Source organism: Bradyrhizobium sp. Kon37, assembly GCF_055807535.1.
Genome location: NZ_JBVVOY010000042.1, coordinates 13,442 through 30,453, shown reverse-complemented (window position 1 = coordinate 30,453; position 17,012 = coordinate 13,442). Strand labels below are relative to the sequence as shown.

Annotated in this window: 16 protein-coding genes; 12 read left to right on the top strand and 4 right to left on the bottom strand. The window is 63.4% G+C overall.

Annotation, left to right across the window (positions count from 1 at the left end; translation table 11 throughout):
• Positions 1-449 precede the first annotated feature (449 nt).
• The 6 genes from AC0L3J_RS35940 to AC0L3J_RS35915 all read left to right on the top strand — a co-directional run bounded on the left by AC0L3J_RS35940 (position 450) and on the right by AC0L3J_RS35915 (position 3,231).
• A complete protein-coding gene (locus AC0L3J_RS35940; protein ID WP_473350234.1) occupies positions 450-1,070 on the top strand; it encodes a hypothetical protein in 621 nt (206 codons plus the stop codon).
• Between the two features lie 31 nt (positions 1,071-1,101).
• Positions 1,102-1,551, top strand: a complete 450-nt coding sequence (locus AC0L3J_RS35935; RefSeq protein WP_473350233.1) for a DsrE family protein — start codon at positions 1,102-1,104, stop codon at positions 1,549-1,551.
• A gap of 216 nt (positions 1,552-1,767) precedes the next feature.
• Positions 1,768-2,094 carry an ArsR/SmtB family transcription factor gene (locus tag AC0L3J_RS35930; protein WP_007595691.1) on the top strand — a complete coding sequence of 109 codons (327 nt, stop codon included), beginning with the start codon at positions 1,768-1,770 and terminating at the stop codon, positions 2,092-2,094.
• A complete protein-coding gene (locus tag AC0L3J_RS35925; RefSeq protein ID WP_473350232.1) occupies positions 2,091-2,522 on the top strand; it encodes an SRPBCC family protein in 432 nt (143 codons plus the stop codon). Before AC0L3J_RS35930 ends, AC0L3J_RS35925 begins: the two co-directional genes overlap by 4 nt.
• A 44-nt stretch (positions 2,523-2,566) precedes the next feature.
• Positions 2,567-2,785 carry a hypothetical protein gene (locus tag AC0L3J_RS35920; RefSeq protein WP_027570573.1) on the top strand — a complete coding sequence of 73 codons (219 nt, stop codon included), beginning with the start codon at positions 2,567-2,569 and terminating at the stop codon, positions 2,783-2,785.
• 2 nt (positions 2,786-2,787) lie between these two features.
• Complete coding sequence (locus tag AC0L3J_RS35915) at positions 2,788-3,231, top strand: DUF1801 domain-containing protein (RefSeq protein ID WP_473350231.1); 444 nt, start codon at positions 2,788-2,790, stop codon at positions 3,229-3,231.
• A 215-nt stretch (positions 3,232-3,446) separates the two neighbouring features.
• On the opposite strand, the gene AC0L3J_RS35910 is transcribed toward AC0L3J_RS35915, so the two are convergent.
• The 4 genes from AC0L3J_RS35910 to AC0L3J_RS35895 form a co-directional block, all read right to left on the bottom strand.
• Complete coding sequence (locus AC0L3J_RS35910) at positions 3,447-4,982, bottom strand: SpoVR family protein (protein ID WP_007613791.1); 1,536 nt, start codon at positions 4,980-4,982, stop codon at positions 3,447-3,449.
• A complete protein-coding gene (locus tag AC0L3J_RS35905) occupies positions 4,979-6,256 on the bottom strand; it encodes a YeaH/YhbH family protein (protein WP_473294067.1) in 1,278 nt (425 codons plus the stop codon). Before AC0L3J_RS35905 ends, AC0L3J_RS35910 begins: the two co-directional genes overlap by 4 nt.
• Before the next feature lie 19 nt (positions 6,257-6,275).
• Entirely contained in the window at positions 6,276-8,219 is a 1,944-nt protein-coding gene (locus AC0L3J_RS35900; protein WP_007595704.1) for a PrkA family serine protein kinase, read from the bottom strand.
• Positions 8,220-8,518: 299 nt separating this feature from the next.
• On the bottom strand, positions 8,519-9,181 hold the full coding sequence (locus AC0L3J_RS35895) for a hypothetical protein (RefSeq protein ID WP_473350230.1): 663 nt from the start codon (positions 9,179-9,181) through the stop codon (positions 8,519-8,521).
• 307 nt (positions 9,182-9,488) lie between these two features.
• On the opposite strand from AC0L3J_RS35895, the gene AC0L3J_RS35890 reads away from it, so the two are divergent.
• From AC0L3J_RS35890 to AC0L3J_RS35865, 6 genes are read left to right on the top strand one after another with little or no spacing between them, the layout of a single operon-like run.
• A complete protein-coding gene (locus AC0L3J_RS35890) occupies positions 9,489-12,338 on the top strand; it encodes a bifunctional transaldolase/phosoglucose isomerase (protein ID WP_473350229.1) in 2,850 nt (949 codons plus the stop codon).
• Positions 12,339-12,352: 14 nt separating this feature from the next.
• A complete protein-coding gene (gene gnd / locus AC0L3J_RS35885; RefSeq protein WP_473350228.1) occupies positions 12,353-13,351 on the top strand; it encodes a phosphogluconate dehydrogenase (NAD(+)-dependent, decarboxylating) in 999 nt (332 codons plus the stop codon).
• A gap of 38 nt (positions 13,352-13,389) precedes the next feature.
• Positions 13,390-14,901: a glucose-6-phosphate dehydrogenase gene (gene zwf, locus AC0L3J_RS35880; protein ID WP_473350227.1), complete on the top strand. Its 1,512-nt coding sequence runs from the start codon at positions 13,390-13,392 to the stop codon at positions 14,899-14,901.
• On the top strand, positions 14,898-15,647 hold the full coding sequence (gene pgl / locus AC0L3J_RS35875) for a 6-phosphogluconolactonase (protein WP_473350226.1): 750 nt from the start codon (positions 14,898-14,900) through the stop codon (positions 15,645-15,647). Before zwf ends, pgl begins: the two co-directional genes overlap by 4 nt.
• Positions 15,634-16,164, top strand: a complete 531-nt coding sequence (locus AC0L3J_RS35870; protein WP_007595717.1) for a gluconokinase — start codon at positions 15,634-15,636, stop codon at positions 16,162-16,164. Before pgl ends, AC0L3J_RS35870 begins: the two co-directional genes overlap by 14 nt.
• A 35-nt stretch (positions 16,165-16,199) precedes the next feature.
• Positions 16,200-17,012, top strand: a complete 813-nt coding sequence (locus AC0L3J_RS35865) for an HAD family hydrolase (RefSeq protein ID WP_473350225.1) — start codon at positions 16,200-16,202, stop codon at positions 17,010-17,012.

Here is a 17,012-nt window from a genome sequence, read left to right as displayed (position 1 = left end):
GGACGTGCGTGCCCTCCTCGTCGGCCTGCATCAGGCGGCTGTAGGAAGCGATGTCACCAACAATGATGGCCGCGAGACGACGAGGCATAGGGCCGTGCGTGGGCGGCTCGTCATTCCCGGATCTGAAGTTGCGAATTTCGCCCATCGCGGGGGGACTCCACAAACTTACAAGGCAGGCCCCCAGCCTACGACCGCCAGAGGCGATCGTCTGTGAAGGTTATCACATCGATGAAGTCGGGCAATGTCGGAAGAACCGCAGGGCGTCGAGTTCCGAAAAGCGAAGGCGTCACGTCGAATGAACCTTCTTGAGCCCATCGACGACTAATGCCCGGCGTGGAACCAATCACCTCGCTCCGCCGATGATCGTGTCAGTGATGTGCGGACCTTGAACGCGTCGCACCTGGGCCGCGTCTACAGCGTACCGCTCAGTTGCTGCATGCGAGGCCATCATGAAGTTTTTCCTCGTTGCTGCCGTCTTCCTCGCCGCGTTTGCCGGCGCGGCCCACGCCGAGGAGGCCGACGATATCCGTGAGGCCAGCAAGGCCGAAGCCGAGACCTTCAACGCGCGCATGTATGCCGGCGCACCCGGCAACAAGGCCTATGCCTGCTTCGTGCGGCGCTACGACGCCGAGCATCTGGCGCGCCATCCGAAGCAGAAGGTCGCCTCGATGAAGCTGCTGATCTCGGCGGAGATGGACACGGAAGACAAGCAGCTCCACAACTCCTTCCGCCTCGGCTTCAGATATCGTCACCGTTCCGGCGATTTCGATTCCAGCGGCTCCTGTCATCACACCGTGTTCACCAAGGACGGCACCGAGATCCGCCTCGGTTGCGGCGTCGACTGCGAGGGCGGCGGCATCGGGGTCGCGCTCTCGAAGGACGACAAATCGGCGATCGTGCGGCTCGCGCGGGTCAGGGTCTGGCAGAACAACAAGCCGGATGAGGAGGCCGAACTGTCGCTGGTCGCCGGAGCCGACGACGGGATTTTCCGCCTAGATCGAACGGACAACAAGGAATGCGCCTCGCTCGTGACCGACCGCAAGGAACTCGCCGCGCTCCGCCACAAATGATATGTGTCCGGCGCAATCGAGGGAGATCATCATGAACCGGCGGAACATGTTGTGGAGCGCCGTCTCGGGCCTGGGCGCGGCGCTTGGCGCCTCCAGCGCGAAGTCTGCGACGGACGCCGGCACGGGCAACAAGCTGAAGGTGGTCTATCATTTGAGCGATGCCGAGAAGGTCAATTTCGTGCTCGGCAACATCCAGAACCATCTCGACGGCGTCGGCGGTCCGGACCATGTGACGATTGCGCTGGTGATCCACGGGCCGGCGCTGAAGGCGTTTCACGCGGCGCAGGCCAATCCTGACATCAGCAAGCGCGTCGGCGATTTCTCCAAGGATGGCGTCGAGCTTGCCGCCTGCGGCAACACGATGAAGGCGCAGAACGTCACGCTCACGGATCTCCTGCCGGGCTTCGTCAGCGCGGAGAAAGGCGGCGTGGTCCGTTTGGCCGAGCTCCAGTCGCAGGGCTATCTCTATCTCCGGCCGTAGGGGCGCGGGAGGCGCCGCTACATTATCCGTCATTGCGAGCGCAGCGAAGCAATCCAGTCCCTCCACGGAGGCAGACTGGATTGCTTCGTCGCAAGGGCTCCTCGCAATGACGGCGGAGCGGGTTGCGCGAGCGAGTGCCACACCCTCGCAACGCGCTTGACTTACCCATAACTCCACGGTTATGAGTACATCCATAACTTACAGGTTATGGATTATATGCCCGCCGCCGCTCACGACCTTCTGTTCAGGACGCTCGCCGACCCCACCCGTCGGGCGATCTTCGAGCGCTTGTGCCGCGAGGGCGAACAGACGGTCGGGGCCCTGACGGCACTGTCGGGCGTGTCCCAGCCGGCGGTCTCAAAACATCTCGGCGCGCTGAAGCAGGCTGGCCTCGTGCGCGACCGGCATCAAGGGCGGCAGACCCATTACAGCGCCCAGCCCGGCGCGCTCAATCCGCTGATCGACTGGACCAGCCAGATGGCCGGGTTCTGGCAGAACCGGCTCGACGCGCTCGACGATCTCCTGAAGAGGATGGACCAATGAACGAATCCGCGACCGAAACCCGATCTGTCGTCATCGAGCGCGAATTTGCCTTTCCGGCAGAGCGGATCTGGCGCGCGCTGACGCAGCCACATCTGATCGAGGAATGGCTGATGAAGAACGACTTCAAGCCGAACGTGGGCCACCGCTTCAACCTTCGCGGCGAGTGGGGCGGCGTGCTGGACTGCGAGGTCCTCACCATCGAGCCGCAGAAGACGCTCGCCTACACCTGGAATTTCTCGCATGACGACGCGGCGTTCGATCTCAAGAGCGTCGTGACCTTCACGCTGACGCCGACGGGCGCAGGCACTCACTTGCGTGTCGAGCAAGCGGGCTTCAGCCCGACGCAGAAGCAGGCTTTCGGCGGCGCGCATGCCGGCTGGAAGCAGTTTTTTGCCAAGCTGGACGAGCTGCTGGCGCGGGCAGATTAGCTCGGCCGCCGGCCTTCATTCGATCATCTCAAAAGGAGGTTTCATTGACCGGAAACATGTGGATTCGGCAGATCCATCGCTGGCTGTCGATCGCTTTCACGCTCGCCGTCATCGCCAACATCGTCGCCCTGACGCTGCAAGTCCAGGCGACGTGGATCGGCTTGCTCGCGTTCGTCCCATTGATCCCATTGCTTGCGACCGGGCTCTACATGTTCGCGCTGCCATATCTCGGCCGCCGCCGCGGCGCCCGACAAGAGGCGTGAACATGAAGAAGGCCGTGACCGCGAAAAACAGCAGCACGACGAAGACGGATGGCGCTTCGCCGTCCAGGATGATCGACGGCAGGATCAAGAAGCTCGGCGACTGGCGCGGCGAGATGCTCGGGCGAATCCGCGGCCTGATCAAGGAGGCCGATCCTGAAATCGTCGAGGAATGGAAATGGCGCGGCGTTCCCGTGTGGGAGCACGACGGCATCATCTGCACCGGCGAGACCTACAAGGCCGTGGTGAAGATGACGTTTGCCAAAGGCGCGGCGCTGGAGGATCCCGCGGGCCTGTTCAACTCGAGCCTCGACGGCAACGTGCGCCGCGCGATCGATATTCGCGAAGGCGAAAAGATCAACGAGAAGGCGTTGAAGGCGCTGATCCGCGCGGCCGTGGAGCTGAATGCGTCGAAAGCCAAGAAGAAGCCGGCCAAACGTTCCGGATAGAACAGCCGTTGTGGAGCCACGAACGCTTTCCTTCTCCCCTTGTGGGAGAAGGTGGCGCGAAGCGCCGGATGAGGGGTCTCTATCGACACGGAAATGTGGAGAGATACCCCTCACCGCAGTGAGCTTGTGTCTCCCTGCGTCGCCGCCCTCTCCCCCAAGGGGCGAGGGCACATCAATGCGCATCTCGCCGTATTGCTCCGAATAGTCAGCCGCCCTCAGGCGACCGCCGAGATCGGGCGCGGGCTCACGACGTATTCGCGCAGCACCTTGTCGTTGGCGTCGACCTCGATCAGCGCCACGTCGTAGGTCCAGAGATCGGCCAAATGCTGGAGCACGCGCTTGGCGTCGGTCTCGTTCAGCTGCGCGCCCTTGATGACATGGTGATGCAGGATCAGCCGCCGGTCGCCGGAGAGGTCGACGTCGACCACCTCGATATTCGCGTCGATGTAGCCGACATCGTGCTGCCGTGCCAGCTCGCGCCGGACGCGGCGGAAGCCGCGCTCGTCGTGGATGGCATCGACGCGGATGCCGGCGCGTTCCTCGGGATCGTCATGCAAGTGGAACATGCGGAGGTGCCGCATCAGCTTCGGACTCAGGAACTGGGCGATGAAGCTTTCGTCGCGGTAGTTGGCCCAGACGTCGCGCAGCACACCCATCACGTCGTTCTTGCCGGCGATGTCCGGGAACCATTCGCGGTCCTCGTCTTCCGGCCTTGTGACGATGCGCTCGATGTCCTGCATCATGGCGAAGCCGAGCGCATAGGGATTGAAGCCGGAAAAGCGCTGGTCGTCGAATTCAGGCTGGAACACGACGTTGGTGTGCGACTGCAGGAATTCGAGGAAATTGCCGTCGCTGATGCGGCCCTGCTGATGCAGCTTGGTCATGATGCGATAGTGGACGTAGGTCGCCGTCCCCTCGTTCATCACCTTGGTCTGGCTCTGCGGATAGAAATATTGCGCGATGTGGCGCACGATGCGCAACAGCTCTCGCTGCCAGGGCGCCAGCCGCGGCGCGCTCTTCTCGAGGAAATACAGCAGGTTCTCCTGCGGCAGGCCGAGCAGCTTGCGGCGGCGTTCGATGCTGAGCGCGGACCGGGTCTTGCTCTTTCCCGCCGGCACGGTGCGCCAGAGGTCGTTGAAGACCTCCTCCTCATGCTGGCGGCGGCGCCCTGCCCGCTTCTCTTCGGCGCGCAGATCGAGCTTCTTCTTGCCGGGATAGCGGTCGATCCCATGCGACATCAGCGCATGCGCGGCATCGAGGGTGCGCTCGACCTCGACCCGGCCGTAGCGATCTTCGCATTGCATGACGTAGTTCTTGGCGAAATCGAGATAGTCCAGGATGCCGTCGGCGTCGGTCCACTGCTTGAACAGATAGTTGTTCTTGAAGAAGTGGTTGTGGCCGAAGGCGGCGTGCGCGATCACCAGGGTCTGCATCGTCGCCGTGTTCTCCTCCATCAGGTAGGAGATGCAGGGCGAGGAGTTGATCACGATCTCATAGGCGAGCCCCATGAGGCCCTTGCGGTATGAGGCCTCGTGATACGCAAAGTGCTTTCCGAACGACCAGTGCTTGTAGAACAGCGGCATGCCGACCGACGAATAGGCGTCCAGCATCTGCTCGGCGGTGATGACCTCGATCTGGTTCGGATAGACGTCGAGCCCGAGATCTTTCGTCGCCACCTCCTCGCAGGCATCCGTGATGCGCTGCAAGGTGTGGAAATCCCAATCGGCGCCTTCGAACAAGCGTTCCGTCATGGAGCGGCTTTCTCCTGGGCAGTGTCGCGGCGCTGAAACAGATCGTGGAACACCGGAAAAATCTCGCTGCGCTCGCTGACCTTGCGCATCGAGAGCGGTGCGCCGCTGTTGCGCAGGCGCTCGTAGAGGGTCCAGAGCGAAGAGTCGGACAGATCGAAGGCACTGCCGCCGGACTCGCCGACCTCGAGATAAGCGAAGAACTGGCAGACCGGCAGGATCTTGTCGGTCAGCAGCATGCCCGCGAGCTCGCCGTCGGAATAGGAATTGTCGCCGTCGGAGGCTTGCGCGGCGTAGATATTCCAGTCCGACGGGCTGAAGCGTTCGCGCACGATCTCGTGCATGGCCTGCAGCGCGCTGGAGACCAGCGTGCCGCCGGAGGCCGGACCATAGAAGAAGGTCTGCTCGTCCACCTCCTCGGCGCGATCGGTGTGGCGGATGAAGACGATGTCGACATGCTTGTAGCGGCGCTTCAGGAACACGTAGAGCAGCATGTAGAAGCGCTTGGCGAGATCCTTCATGTGCTCGGACATCGAGCCCGACACGTCCATCAGGCAGAACATCACGGCCTGGGCAACGGGCTTGGGCACCGTCTCGAAGCGGCGGTAGCGGATGTCGATCGGATCGATGAAGGGAATGCGCTTGGACTTCGCCTTCAGTTTTTCGAGCTGGGCCAGCAGCAGCAGGCGTTCGTCCTCATCCGCGCATGCGGCGATGGCGGCTTCCAGCTCTTCGATCTCCTCCTTGCTGGGACGCTTGAGCGCGATACGGCGCGCCATTGCGCGCCGAACCGTCCGGCTCACCGAGATGTTGGACGGCGAGCCCGACGTGGTGTAGCCGGCGCGCTGGATGCCCTCGCTCTCGGTCTGCGCGATCTTGCGTTTGGCGAGATCAGGAAGCTCGAGATCATCGAGGAAGAGATCGACGAATTCGTCGCGGCTGAGCACGAAGCGGAAGGCGTCCTCGCTGTCGCCTTCGCCGGGACCGGAATCCTTGGCGCTGCCCTGGCCGGAGCGCTGGAGATAGTCGCCCTCGATGAACTTCTTGTTCCCGGGCAACACCATGTCGCGCGTTCCGCCGTCGCGGCGGAAACGCGGCTCGTGCATGCCGTCGAGCGGAATGGTGACCTCGCCACCCTCCAGGACGTCCTTGATGTCGCGTTCCTGCGAGGTCTTCTTGACGGCGCCCTGCACCAGGGATTTGGCCCGACGCAAGAACCGCTGCCGGTTCTCGAGACTCTTGCCGCCTGGGTTCAGGCGCCTGTCAATAATGTGAATCGGCACTTTTCCATCCGCCTCAACCGGCCTGCTTCACGCGCATGTACCATTCGACGAGCCGGCGAACCTGACGCTCGGTGTAGCCGCGCTCCACCATGCGTGCGACGAACTCGCCGTGCTTCTTCTCCGTCTCGCCGTCCTTCTTCGACCCGAAGGAGATGACCGGAAGCAGGTCCTCGACCTGGGAGAATATCCGCTTTTCGATCACATCGCGAATCTTCTCGTAGGAGATCCAGGTCGGATTCTTGCCACCGTTCTGGGCGCGCGACCGTAACGAGAATTTGACCACCTCGTTGCGGAAATCCTTCGGGTTGGCGATGCCCGCCGGCTTCTCGATCTTGGTCAGCTCCTGGTTCAAGAGTTCGCGATCCAGCAGCTGGCCGGTGTCGGCGTCCTTGAAATCCTGGTCCTCGATCCAGGCATCGGCGTAGTCGACATAGCGGTCGAACAGGTTCTGGCCGTAATCCGAGTAGGATTCGAGATAAGCCTTCTGGATCTCGTTTCCGATGAACTCGGCATAACGCGGTGCAAGGTCCGCCTTGATGAATTCGAGGTAGCGCTTCTCGACTTCCTCGGGCAGCTGCTCGCGCTTGATCGATTGCTCCAGCGCGTACATCAGATGCACGGCGTCGGCGGCGACTTCCTGCGGATCGTGGTTGAAGGTCGCAGCCAGGATCTTGAAGGCAAAGCGGGTGGAGACACCGTCCATGCCCTCGTCGACGCCGGCGGCATCGCGATATTCCTGGACGCTGCGCGCCTTCGGATCGGTCTCCTTCAGGCTCTCGCCGTCGTAGACCCTCATCTTGGCGTAGGTCGTGGAATTTTCGTGCTTGCGCAGGCGCGACATCACCGAGAACCGCGCCAGCGTCTCCAGCGTCGCGGGCGCGCAAGGCGCGGCCGCGAGCTCGGAGCCTTGGATCAGCTTCTCGTAGATCTTCTGCTCCTCCGTGATCCGCAGGCAATACGGCACCTTGATCACGCAGATGCGGTCGATGAAGGCCTCGTTGTTCTTGTTGGCCTTGAAGCTCGACCACTCGGCTTCGTTGGAGTGCGCGAGGATGACGCCGGTGAACGGAATCGCGCCGATGTTCTCGGTGCCGATGTAGTTGCCTTCCTGCGTCGCGGTGAGCAGCGGGTGCAGCATCTTGATCGGCGCCTTGAACATCTCGACGAACTCGAGCACGCCCTGGTTGGCGCGGTTGAGGCCGCCGGAATAGCTGTAGGCGTCGGGATCGTTCTGCGCGTAGGTTTCGAGCTTGCGGATGTCGACCTTGCCGACCAGCGAGGAGATGTCCTGGTTGTTCTCGTCACCCGGCTCGGTCTTGGCGATGCCGATCTGGCGCAGCCGCGACGGCTGGATCTTTGCGACCCGAAACTGGGAAATGTCGCCGCCAAAGGCTTCCAGCCGCTTGTAGCACCACGGGCTCATCAGGCCGGTGAGACGGCGGCGCGGAATGCCGTATTTCTCTTCCAGCATCGGGCCGAGCTGATCCGGATCGAACAGGCTGAGCGGGCTTTCGAACACGGGCGAGAGCTCGTCGCCGGCCTTGAGCACGTAGATCGGGTGCACTTCCATCAGCGACTTGAGCCGCTCGGCGAGCGAGGACTTGCCGCCGCCGACCGGACCGAGCAGATACAGGATCTGCTTGCGCTCTTCGAGGCCCTGCGCCGCGTGACGGAAGAAACCGACGATGCGCTCGATGGTTTCTTCCATGCCGTAGAAGCCGGCGAAGGCCGGATAGGTGCGGATCGTGCGGTTCAAAAAAATACGGCCAAGGCGTGGGTCCTTGGCCGTGTCAATCGTCTGGGGCTCACCGATCGCTGCTAGCAGTCGTTCGGCCGCGTTCGCGTATTTCATGGGATCGCTTCGACACGATTCCAGATATTCCGCCATCGACATGTCGTGTTGGCTTCTCGCCTCGAACGACTTAGCGAAAGCGTTGAATAGAGAATCGTTGTACATGATCCCTCTCCGCGTGAGTTCCGCTACACAATTGAACGAAAGCAGCGACCGGACCGTTCCTTAGCGCCACTCTCGAATCAGCGTGAGCACATGACGATCATTCGACACCCGGGCGCCTTCTCGGCGCAACGCACAACGTAGGCACAGGGCGAGTTACGAACAGGCACCTGCCTGATATTTGAGCGAATCTTTGTCTATATTGGCTCATTTCCAGAAAATGTCACTCGCTCGCAACATCCGGGCGTTACCGGGGATGCGTTCATCCGGCGCCCCATCATAGCGATCTGCGAACGGCGATCTTATGACGCTTGTACGGCGAAGCCTTGGGTGCCGCGTTCATCTTCCTGCTGCAATGCGGTGCGTGGACCGCCGGCGGCGTGACAGTCGCGGCAAGCGCGCAGCAGTGTATCAAAATCGGTCGCCAGGCCCTCCGACTGGATGACGATACGGTCGTTCTGCCGATCGTCCTGCGCACAACAGGCCAAGCCGCGGATGGTGCAGAGCTGCCGCTGCAAGGCCGGCGTCGGCGTCAGCACGATCACCTTGCGCCCGCGGCGTTCTTCAGCCGAAATCTCCGCGATCGAGTCCCACAGCAGAAATTCATTGCCGATGCGGAGATCGCGGATGCCATAGGGGGTGACGATCACCACCGATCCCCGTTCGGCGGGGAGCATCCAGATCAGCCGACCGGTCATCAGGGCGAACACCACCACGCCAGCAGAGCCGACCGTCGTGTCGTAATCGCCAAAAGCATCCCACCAGCCCAAGGCGAGTGTCGCGCTGAGCAGCGTCGTGGCGAAGCCCGCTACGACCAGCAGCCGGGTTTGGGTCGTACATGGACCGATTTCGAGATCGTGGGACGCATCGACGCTTCCGGTCGACGGGGCCGATTGGGGACTGTCTGTGACAGCGAGCGCCAGACGGTCATGATGTGCTTGCATGCTTTCCCCCAGCATGGCCATTCGCGACCGAGCCACGACGCATCAGGCGGACCGGAATCCGCTGATGAGTACTCCGCGCAGCCACTAGCGACGAGCCGAGGCAGCTGACGTTACGCAACGAGACCAGGCCGATTTCTCACGGCCAACGACCTTTTACGCAACTCGGCTCCCTCTACGCGGATCGCCATGACCGCGACGGAGTTACACTGGAGGATATGACGCCCATACCCTTGATTGGTTCCCTCAAGGATGCATGTAAGCTAGAGGATAGCGCGTCAGGACCGGCGCGGAAACCCCTCGCCCGCAGGCTTGGAGATAAATTAGCATCATGAATCCCGTCAAAGAACTGGAAAAGCACGGACAAGCCGTCTGGCTGGACTTCCTGGCCCGCGGCTTCATCGCCAAGGGCGACCTGAAGCGGCTGATCGACACCGACGGCGTCAAGGGCGTCACCTCCAACCCCTCGATCTTCGAGAAAGCGATCGGCAGCTCGGACGAATACGACGCGCCGATCGGCAAGGCGTTGAAGCGCGGCGATCGGTCGGTCGCCGACCTGTTCGAGGCCGTCGCGGTCGAGGACATCCAGAACGCCGCCGACGTGCTGCGCCCGGTCTACGACCGCCTGAAGGGCGGCGACGGCTATGTCAGCCTGGAAGTCTCGCCCTATCTGGCGATGGACACCGGTGAAACGGTCACCGAGGCGCGGCGGCTCTGGAAGGACGTCAACCGCAAGAATCTGATGGTGAAGGTGCCGGCGACGCCGGAGGGCCTGCCGGCGATCGAGACCCTGATCGGCGACGGCATCAGCATCAACATCACGCTGCTGTTCTCCAGGGACGTCTATCTGCAGGTTGCCGAGGCCTATCTCGCCGGTCTGGAGACATACGTCGCAGGTGGCGGCGACCCCTCGCACGTAGCGAGCGTGGCGAGCTTTTTCGTCAGCCGCATCGACTCGGTGGTCGACAAGCAGCTCGACGAGAAGATCGCCCGCGCCAACGACCCGAGCGAGAAGGAACGGCTCGCCGCGCTGAAGGGCAAGGTCGCGATCGCCAATGCGAAGGTCGCCTACCAGGATTACAAGCGCCTTTTCTCAGGTCCCCGCTGGGACAAGCTCGCGGCCAAGGGCGCCAAGCCGCAGCGCATGCTGTGGGCCTCAACCGGCACCAAGAACAAGGATTACAGCGACGTCCTCTATGTCGAGGAATTGATTGGTCCCGACACCATCAACACCGTGCCGCCGGCGACACTGGATGCGTTCCGCGACCACGGCACGCCGCGCGACAGCCTGGAAGAGAATGTCGACGAGGCCAGGCGCGTTCTGGACGAACTGGAGCGCTCCGGCGTCTCCCTCGACGCCATCACCGAGGAGCTCGTCAAGGACGGCGTCAAGCAGTTCGCCGACGCCGCCGACAAGCTCTATGGCGCGGTCGCCCACAAGCGCGCCACCGTGCTTGGGCCCGCGATCGACCGCCAGCTTCTCTCGCTAGGCGACGGTCTCGGCAAGGCCGTTGCCAAGAGCACCGAGGAATGGCGCGCATCCGCCAAGATCCGCCGGCTGTGGCAGCGCGACAAATCGGTCTGGACCGACACCGACGAGGATAAATGGCTCGGCTGGCTCGACAGCGCCGCCAAGGCCGACGTGGCCGACTATGAGGATTATGCCAGCCGCGTGAAAGGCCAGAAATTCTCCGACGCCGTCGTGCTCGGCATGGGCGGATCAAGCCTCGGGCCGGAGGTGCTGGCCGAGACCTTCGGCAAGAAGCCCGGGTTCCCGAAGCTGCACGTGCTGGATTCCACCGATCCGGCACAGGTGCGGGCAATGGAGGCCAGGATCGACATCGCCAACACCGTGTTCATCGTCTCCAGCAAGTCCGGCGGCACCACCGAACCGAATGCGATGAAGGATTATTTCCACGAGCGCGTCGCGCAGGCGGTCGGGCCGAAGGTCAAGACCGGCCATCGCTTCATTGCGGTCACCGATCCCGGGTCGTCGCTGGAGAAGGCGGCGAAGACGCTGAACTACGCGCGCATCTTCCACGGCGAGCCCTCCATCGGCGGACGCTACTCGGTGCTCTCGCCGTTCGGGCTGGTGCCGGCGGCAACCGCGGGCATCGATATCAAGACCTTCATCAAGCACGCGCTTGCGATGGCCCGCTCCTGCGGACCGGACGTGCCGCCAAGTGAGAACCCCGGCGTGCAGCTCGGCCTTGCCATGGGCCATGCAGCGCTCGAAGGCCGCGACAAGGTGACGATCCTGTCGTCGAAGAAGATCGCCGATTTCGGCGCCTGGGCCGAGCAGCTCATCGCGGAATCGACCGGCAAGGATGGCAAGGGCCTGATCCCGATCGACGGCGAGCCGCTGGGCGAGCCCGCGGTCTATGGCAATGACCGGCTCTTCATCGACATCCGTATCGAGGGTGAGGCGGATGCCGCCCATGACTCGCAGCTTGCTGCGATCGAAGCGGCCGGCCATCCCGTCGTGCGCATCGTGATGAAGTCGATCGACCATCTCGGCCAGGAGTTCTTCCGCTTCGAGATGGCAACGGCGGTGGCGGGCAGCATCCTCGGCATCAACCCGTTCGACCAGCCGGACGTGGAAGCGGCCAAGATCAAGACCCGGGAGCTCACCGCCTCGTTCGAAAAGACCGGCGCGCTGCCGGCCGAACGGCCGGTGGTCAGCACCACCGAGGCCGATCTCTACACCGACGAGACCAATGCCGTGGCCCTGCGCGCCGCCGGCGCCAACGGCGACCTCACCTCATGGCTGAAGGCGCATCTGTCGCGCTCCAAACATGGCGATTATGTCGCCCTGCTCGGCTACATCGCCCGCGACAAGGCGACGATCGACGCACTCCAGACCATGCGGCTCGAAGTGCGCGAGAAGCGACATGTCGCAACCTGCGCCGAGTTCGGACCGCGTTTCCTGCACTCAACCGGGCAGGCCTACAAGGGCGGGCCCGACAGCGGCGTGTTCCTCCAGATCACCGCCGACGATGCCAGGGACTTGCCGGTGCCGGGCCAGAAGGCCAGCTTCGGCGTCATCAAGGCCGCGCAGGCGCGCGGCGACTTCGACGTGCTTACCGAGCGCGGCCGGCGCGCGCTGCGGGTCCACCTGAAGGGTGGGCTCAAGAAGGGTCTCGCGGCGCTCAATGCGGCGCTCAATGACGCACTGAACTAAGGGGAATTCCTCAAATGCAACTCGGCATGATCGGCCTCGGCCGGATGGGCGGCAACATCGTTCGCCGCCTGATGCGCCACGGACATTCGACGGTGGTGTACGACAAGGATGCCAAGGCCGTCGCGGGCCTTGCCGCAGACGGCGCTGTCGGCTCGGCGACGCTCGAAGAGTTCATTGCGAAACTGGAGCGGCCGCGCACGGCTTGGGTGATGCTGCCGGCCGGCCACATCACCGAGACCACGATCGACACGATCGCGGGCGTGATGCAGGAAGGCGACGTCATCATCGACGGTGGCAACACGTTCTGGCAGGACGACGTCCGCCGCGGCAAGGCGCTGAAGAAGCGCGGCATCCACTATGTCGACGTCGGCACCTCCGGCGGCGTCTGGGGCCTCGACCGCGGCTATTGCATGATGATCGGCGGCGAGAAACAGGTGGTCGATCGGCTCGATCCGATCTTCGCCGCGCTCGCGCCCGGCGCCGGCGACATTCCGCGCACGGAGGGACGTGAGGGCCGCGATCCCCGCATCGAGCAGGGCTACATCCATGCCGGCCCCGTCGGCGCCGGGCATTTCGTCAAGATGATCCACAACGGCATCGAATACGGCCTGATGCAGGCCTACGCCGAAGGTTTTGATATTCTCAAGAACGCCAACATCGAGGCCTTGCCGGCGGATCATCGTTACGATTTCGATCTCGCCGATATTGCCGAAGTGTGGCGCCGCGGCTCCGTGATTCCGTCCTGGCTGCTCGATCTCACTTCGACGGCGCTCGCCGACAGCCCGGCGTTGACGGAATATTCCGGTTTCGTCGAGGATTCCGGCGAAGGACGCTGGACCGTGAACGCCGCAATCGACGAGGCCGTGCCGGCCGAAGTCCTGACCGCGGCGCTGTTCGCACGTTTCCGTTCCCGCAAGGAACACACCTTCGCGGAGAAAATTCTCTCAGCGATGCGAGCCGGCTTCGGCGGCCACAAGGAGCCGAAGCAGCCGGCTGCTTCGAAGCCCAAATAGCTCGGAAGTAAAACGTAACAAGCGAAGGCCAATAGTTCGTGACAAAAGACCCGCAAGCCAAGCGCAAGCCGGAAAATTGCGCCTTCGTCATCTTTGGTGTCACCGGCGACCTCACCCATCGGCTGGTGATGCCATCGCTCTACAATCTTGCGGCCGAGCATCTGTTACCGGAAAAGTTTTGCGTGGTCGGCGTCGCCCGCCGGAGCCAGTCGGACGACGAGCTGCGCGACAGCCTGTTGAAGGGCTTGCGCCAGTTCGCGACCCGTCCGGTGGACGACGACATTGCCAGGAAGCTGCTGGAATGCGTGACCTTCGTCGAAGCCGACGCAAAGGATCCGCCATCCTTTGATCGCCTGCGCGAGCATCTGGATTCCCTGGAATGCGCGCAGGACACCGGCGGCAACCGGCTGTTCTACCTCGCGACCCCGCCGGCTGCGTTCGCGCCGACCGCGCGCGAGCTCGGCCGCACCGGCATGATGAAGGAGAACGGCGCCTGGCGGCGGCTGGTGATCGAAAAGCCGTTCGGCACCGACCTCGCCTCGGCGCGCGCGCTGAATGGCGAGCTGCTGAAGATCATGGACGAGCACCAGATCTATCGGATCGATCACTATCTCGGCAAGGAGACGGTGCAGAACATCCTGGTGCTGCGCTTTGCCAACGGCATGTTCGAGCCGATCTGGAATCGCAACCATATCGACCACATCCAGATCACGGTGGAGGAAAAGCTCGGCGTCGGCCATCGCGGCGGCTTTTACGACGCCACCGGCGCGCTGCGCGACATGGTGCCGAACCATCTATTTCAGCTGATGTCGCTGGTCGCGATGGAGCCGCCGGCGCGGTTCGACGCCCATTCGGTGCGCTCCGAGAAGGCCGAGATTCTGACCTCGATTCAGCGCCCGAGCGAAGAGGAAGCGCTGAAGAGCTCGGTGCGCGCCCAATATCTGTCGGGGCGCATCGGCGACGATGAGATCCCGGACTATCGCAAGACCGAGGACGTCAAACCCGACAGCACCACCGAGACCTATGTCGCGCTGAAACTGATGATCGACAATTGGCGCTGGGCAGGCGTGCCGTTCTATTTGCGAACCGGCAAGGCGCTCGGCCACAAGCGCACCGAGGTCGCGATCAAGTTCAAGCAGGCACCGTTGTCGATGTTCTCAGGCACCGCTGTCGATCGCCTCTCCCAGAACTTCCTCACGATCGGCATCGCGCCGACCGAGACCATCGAGCTCCAGTTCAACGCCAAGATCCCGGGGCCGAGCGTCACCATCGACGGCGTCGAGATGAAGTTCCGCTATGGCGACTATTTCCGGGCCGATCCCTCGACCGGCTACGAGACGCTGATCTACGACTGCATGATCGGCGACAACATCCTATTCCAGCGCGCCGACGGCATCGAAGCCGGATGGGAGGCGGTGCAGCCGTTCCTGGACGCCTGGAAGAACGCGGGCGGCAACGGCATCGAGACCTATCAAGCCGGCAGCGACGGCCCCGCCTGCGCCGATGAATTGCTCCGCCGCGACGGCCGAAGCTGGCGCAAGTTTTCGTGACGGCGGCCGGACAGCCGAAGCTCATCGTCGCGGCCGACGCCGAGGCTCTCGCGCGGGCCGCGGCCGAGCGGGTGATGGCGCGAATCGCCGACAATCCCGGGCGCATCGCGATCTGCCTGACCGGCGGCTCCAGCCCGAAGAAGCTCTACCAGCTGCTGGGCAGCGAGGCCTGGCGCGAAAAAATCCCGTGGGAGCGCGTGCACTGGTTCATCGGTGACGAGCGCTTCGTGCCCGAAAGCGACCCCCTCAACAACATGGCGGTTGCCCGCGCGACCTTTCTCGATCGCAACGCGCCCTCCGGCCATGTTCACCCGATCCCGACGACGGCTGACACCCCCGATCAGAGCGCCGAGGCCTATGCGCGCGAGCTGCAGGCTTTCTATGGCGCGGAAAGCCTGGATCCGGCGCGGCCGCTGTTCGACATAGTCTTGATGGGCGCAGGTCCCGACGGCCACACGGCGTCGCTCTTCCCGGGTTACCCCGCGATCGAGGAGACGAAACGCTGGGTGGTCGGCGTCCTCAAGGCCAATGTTGCCCCCTTCGTGCCACGGGTCTCGCTCACCCTGCCCGCGCTGGCGTCCTGCCGCGAAATGCTGTTCGAGATAGCGGGGCACGACAAGCAGCCGATCTTGACGCGCCTGCTCAATGGCGAGACTCTGCCGGCTGTACGCGCGCGCTCGAATGGCGAGACCGTCTGGCTGGTCGACCAGGCCGCGCTTCCAGGGGGAATTCGTGACGGGCGTTGAAGCACCTTGTGCATTGATCGTGATGGGCGTGTCGGGCTCGGGCAAGAGCACGGTTGCAAAAGCGCTCGGCGAGCGCCTCGGCTGGCGCTTCGAGGACGGCGACAGCTTTCATCCCGCCAGCAATGTCGAGAAGATGCGGGCCGGCCATCCCCTCACCGACGAGGACCGCTGGCCCTGGCTCAACGCCATCGCCGACGAGATCGCGCGGGTCTGTGACAAGGGCGAGCACGTGATCATCGCCTGCTCGGCGCTGAAGCATACTTATCGGGACGTGCTGCTGCGCGGACGTGACGACGTCCGCTTCGTCTTCCTCAGGGGCACGAAGGAGCTGATCGCCGCCCGCCTCGCGCAACGCAAGGGGCACTTCATGCCGCCCGGCCTGCTGACGAGCCAGTTCAACACGCTGGAGCCGCCGGAGGCTGGCGAGCACGTGATCACCGTCTCGATCGACGAATCCGTGGAAGCGATCGTGGACGGCGCGGTGCGGCAGCTGAAACTGGGCGGCGCGAAACGCTGAGGCCAAACACCCAAGAAAACATCCAAGGGACCGTCATGACAAAAATCTCGCTCGTCGTCTCCGACGTCGACGGTACGCTGCTGACCAAGGACAAGACGTTGACCGACCGCGCGAGGTCCGCGGTGCAGCGTCTGCACCAAGCCGGCATCGGCTTCACGATTACGTCGAGCCGCCCCGCGATCGGCATGCGCTTCCTGATCGGACCGCTGGCGCTCTGGCTGCCGGTCGGCCCGTTCAACGGCTCCTCGATCGTCGATCCCGAGATGAATCCGGTCGAGCAGCATTTGATCCCGGCCGGCGCGGCCGAGCGAAGCTTGCAAATTCTCCGCGACTTCGGCGCCGACATCTCGCTGTTCACCACCGACAAATGGCTGATCGACAAGCCTGATGGCCAATACGTCGCTCACGAGCAGCACACCATCCGCTCCGATCCCACCACCGTCACGGATTTCTCGCCGTATCTCGCCAGCGCCTGCAAGATCGTCGGCGCCAGCGCCGATGCGGCGGGCCTCGAGCGTTGCGAGAAGGCGATGCAGAAGGCGCTCGGCAGCGAGGCGATGGCAGTGCGTTCGCAAACCTATTATCTCGACATCACCCCGCCCGGCTTCGACAAGGGCACATTCGTGCAAGCCATGGCCAAGCGCCTCGGCATCTCAACGGACGCAGTCGCCACCATCGGCGACATGCAGAACGACCTCGCGATGTTCCGCGTCAGCGGCACCTCGATCGCGATGGGCAATGCGGCCGACAACGTCAAGGAGCAGGCGACCCACGTCACCGCGAGCAACGAGCAGGACGGCTTTGCGGAGGCAATGGAGATGATTTTGAAGCGGAACGGGGTCGCCTAG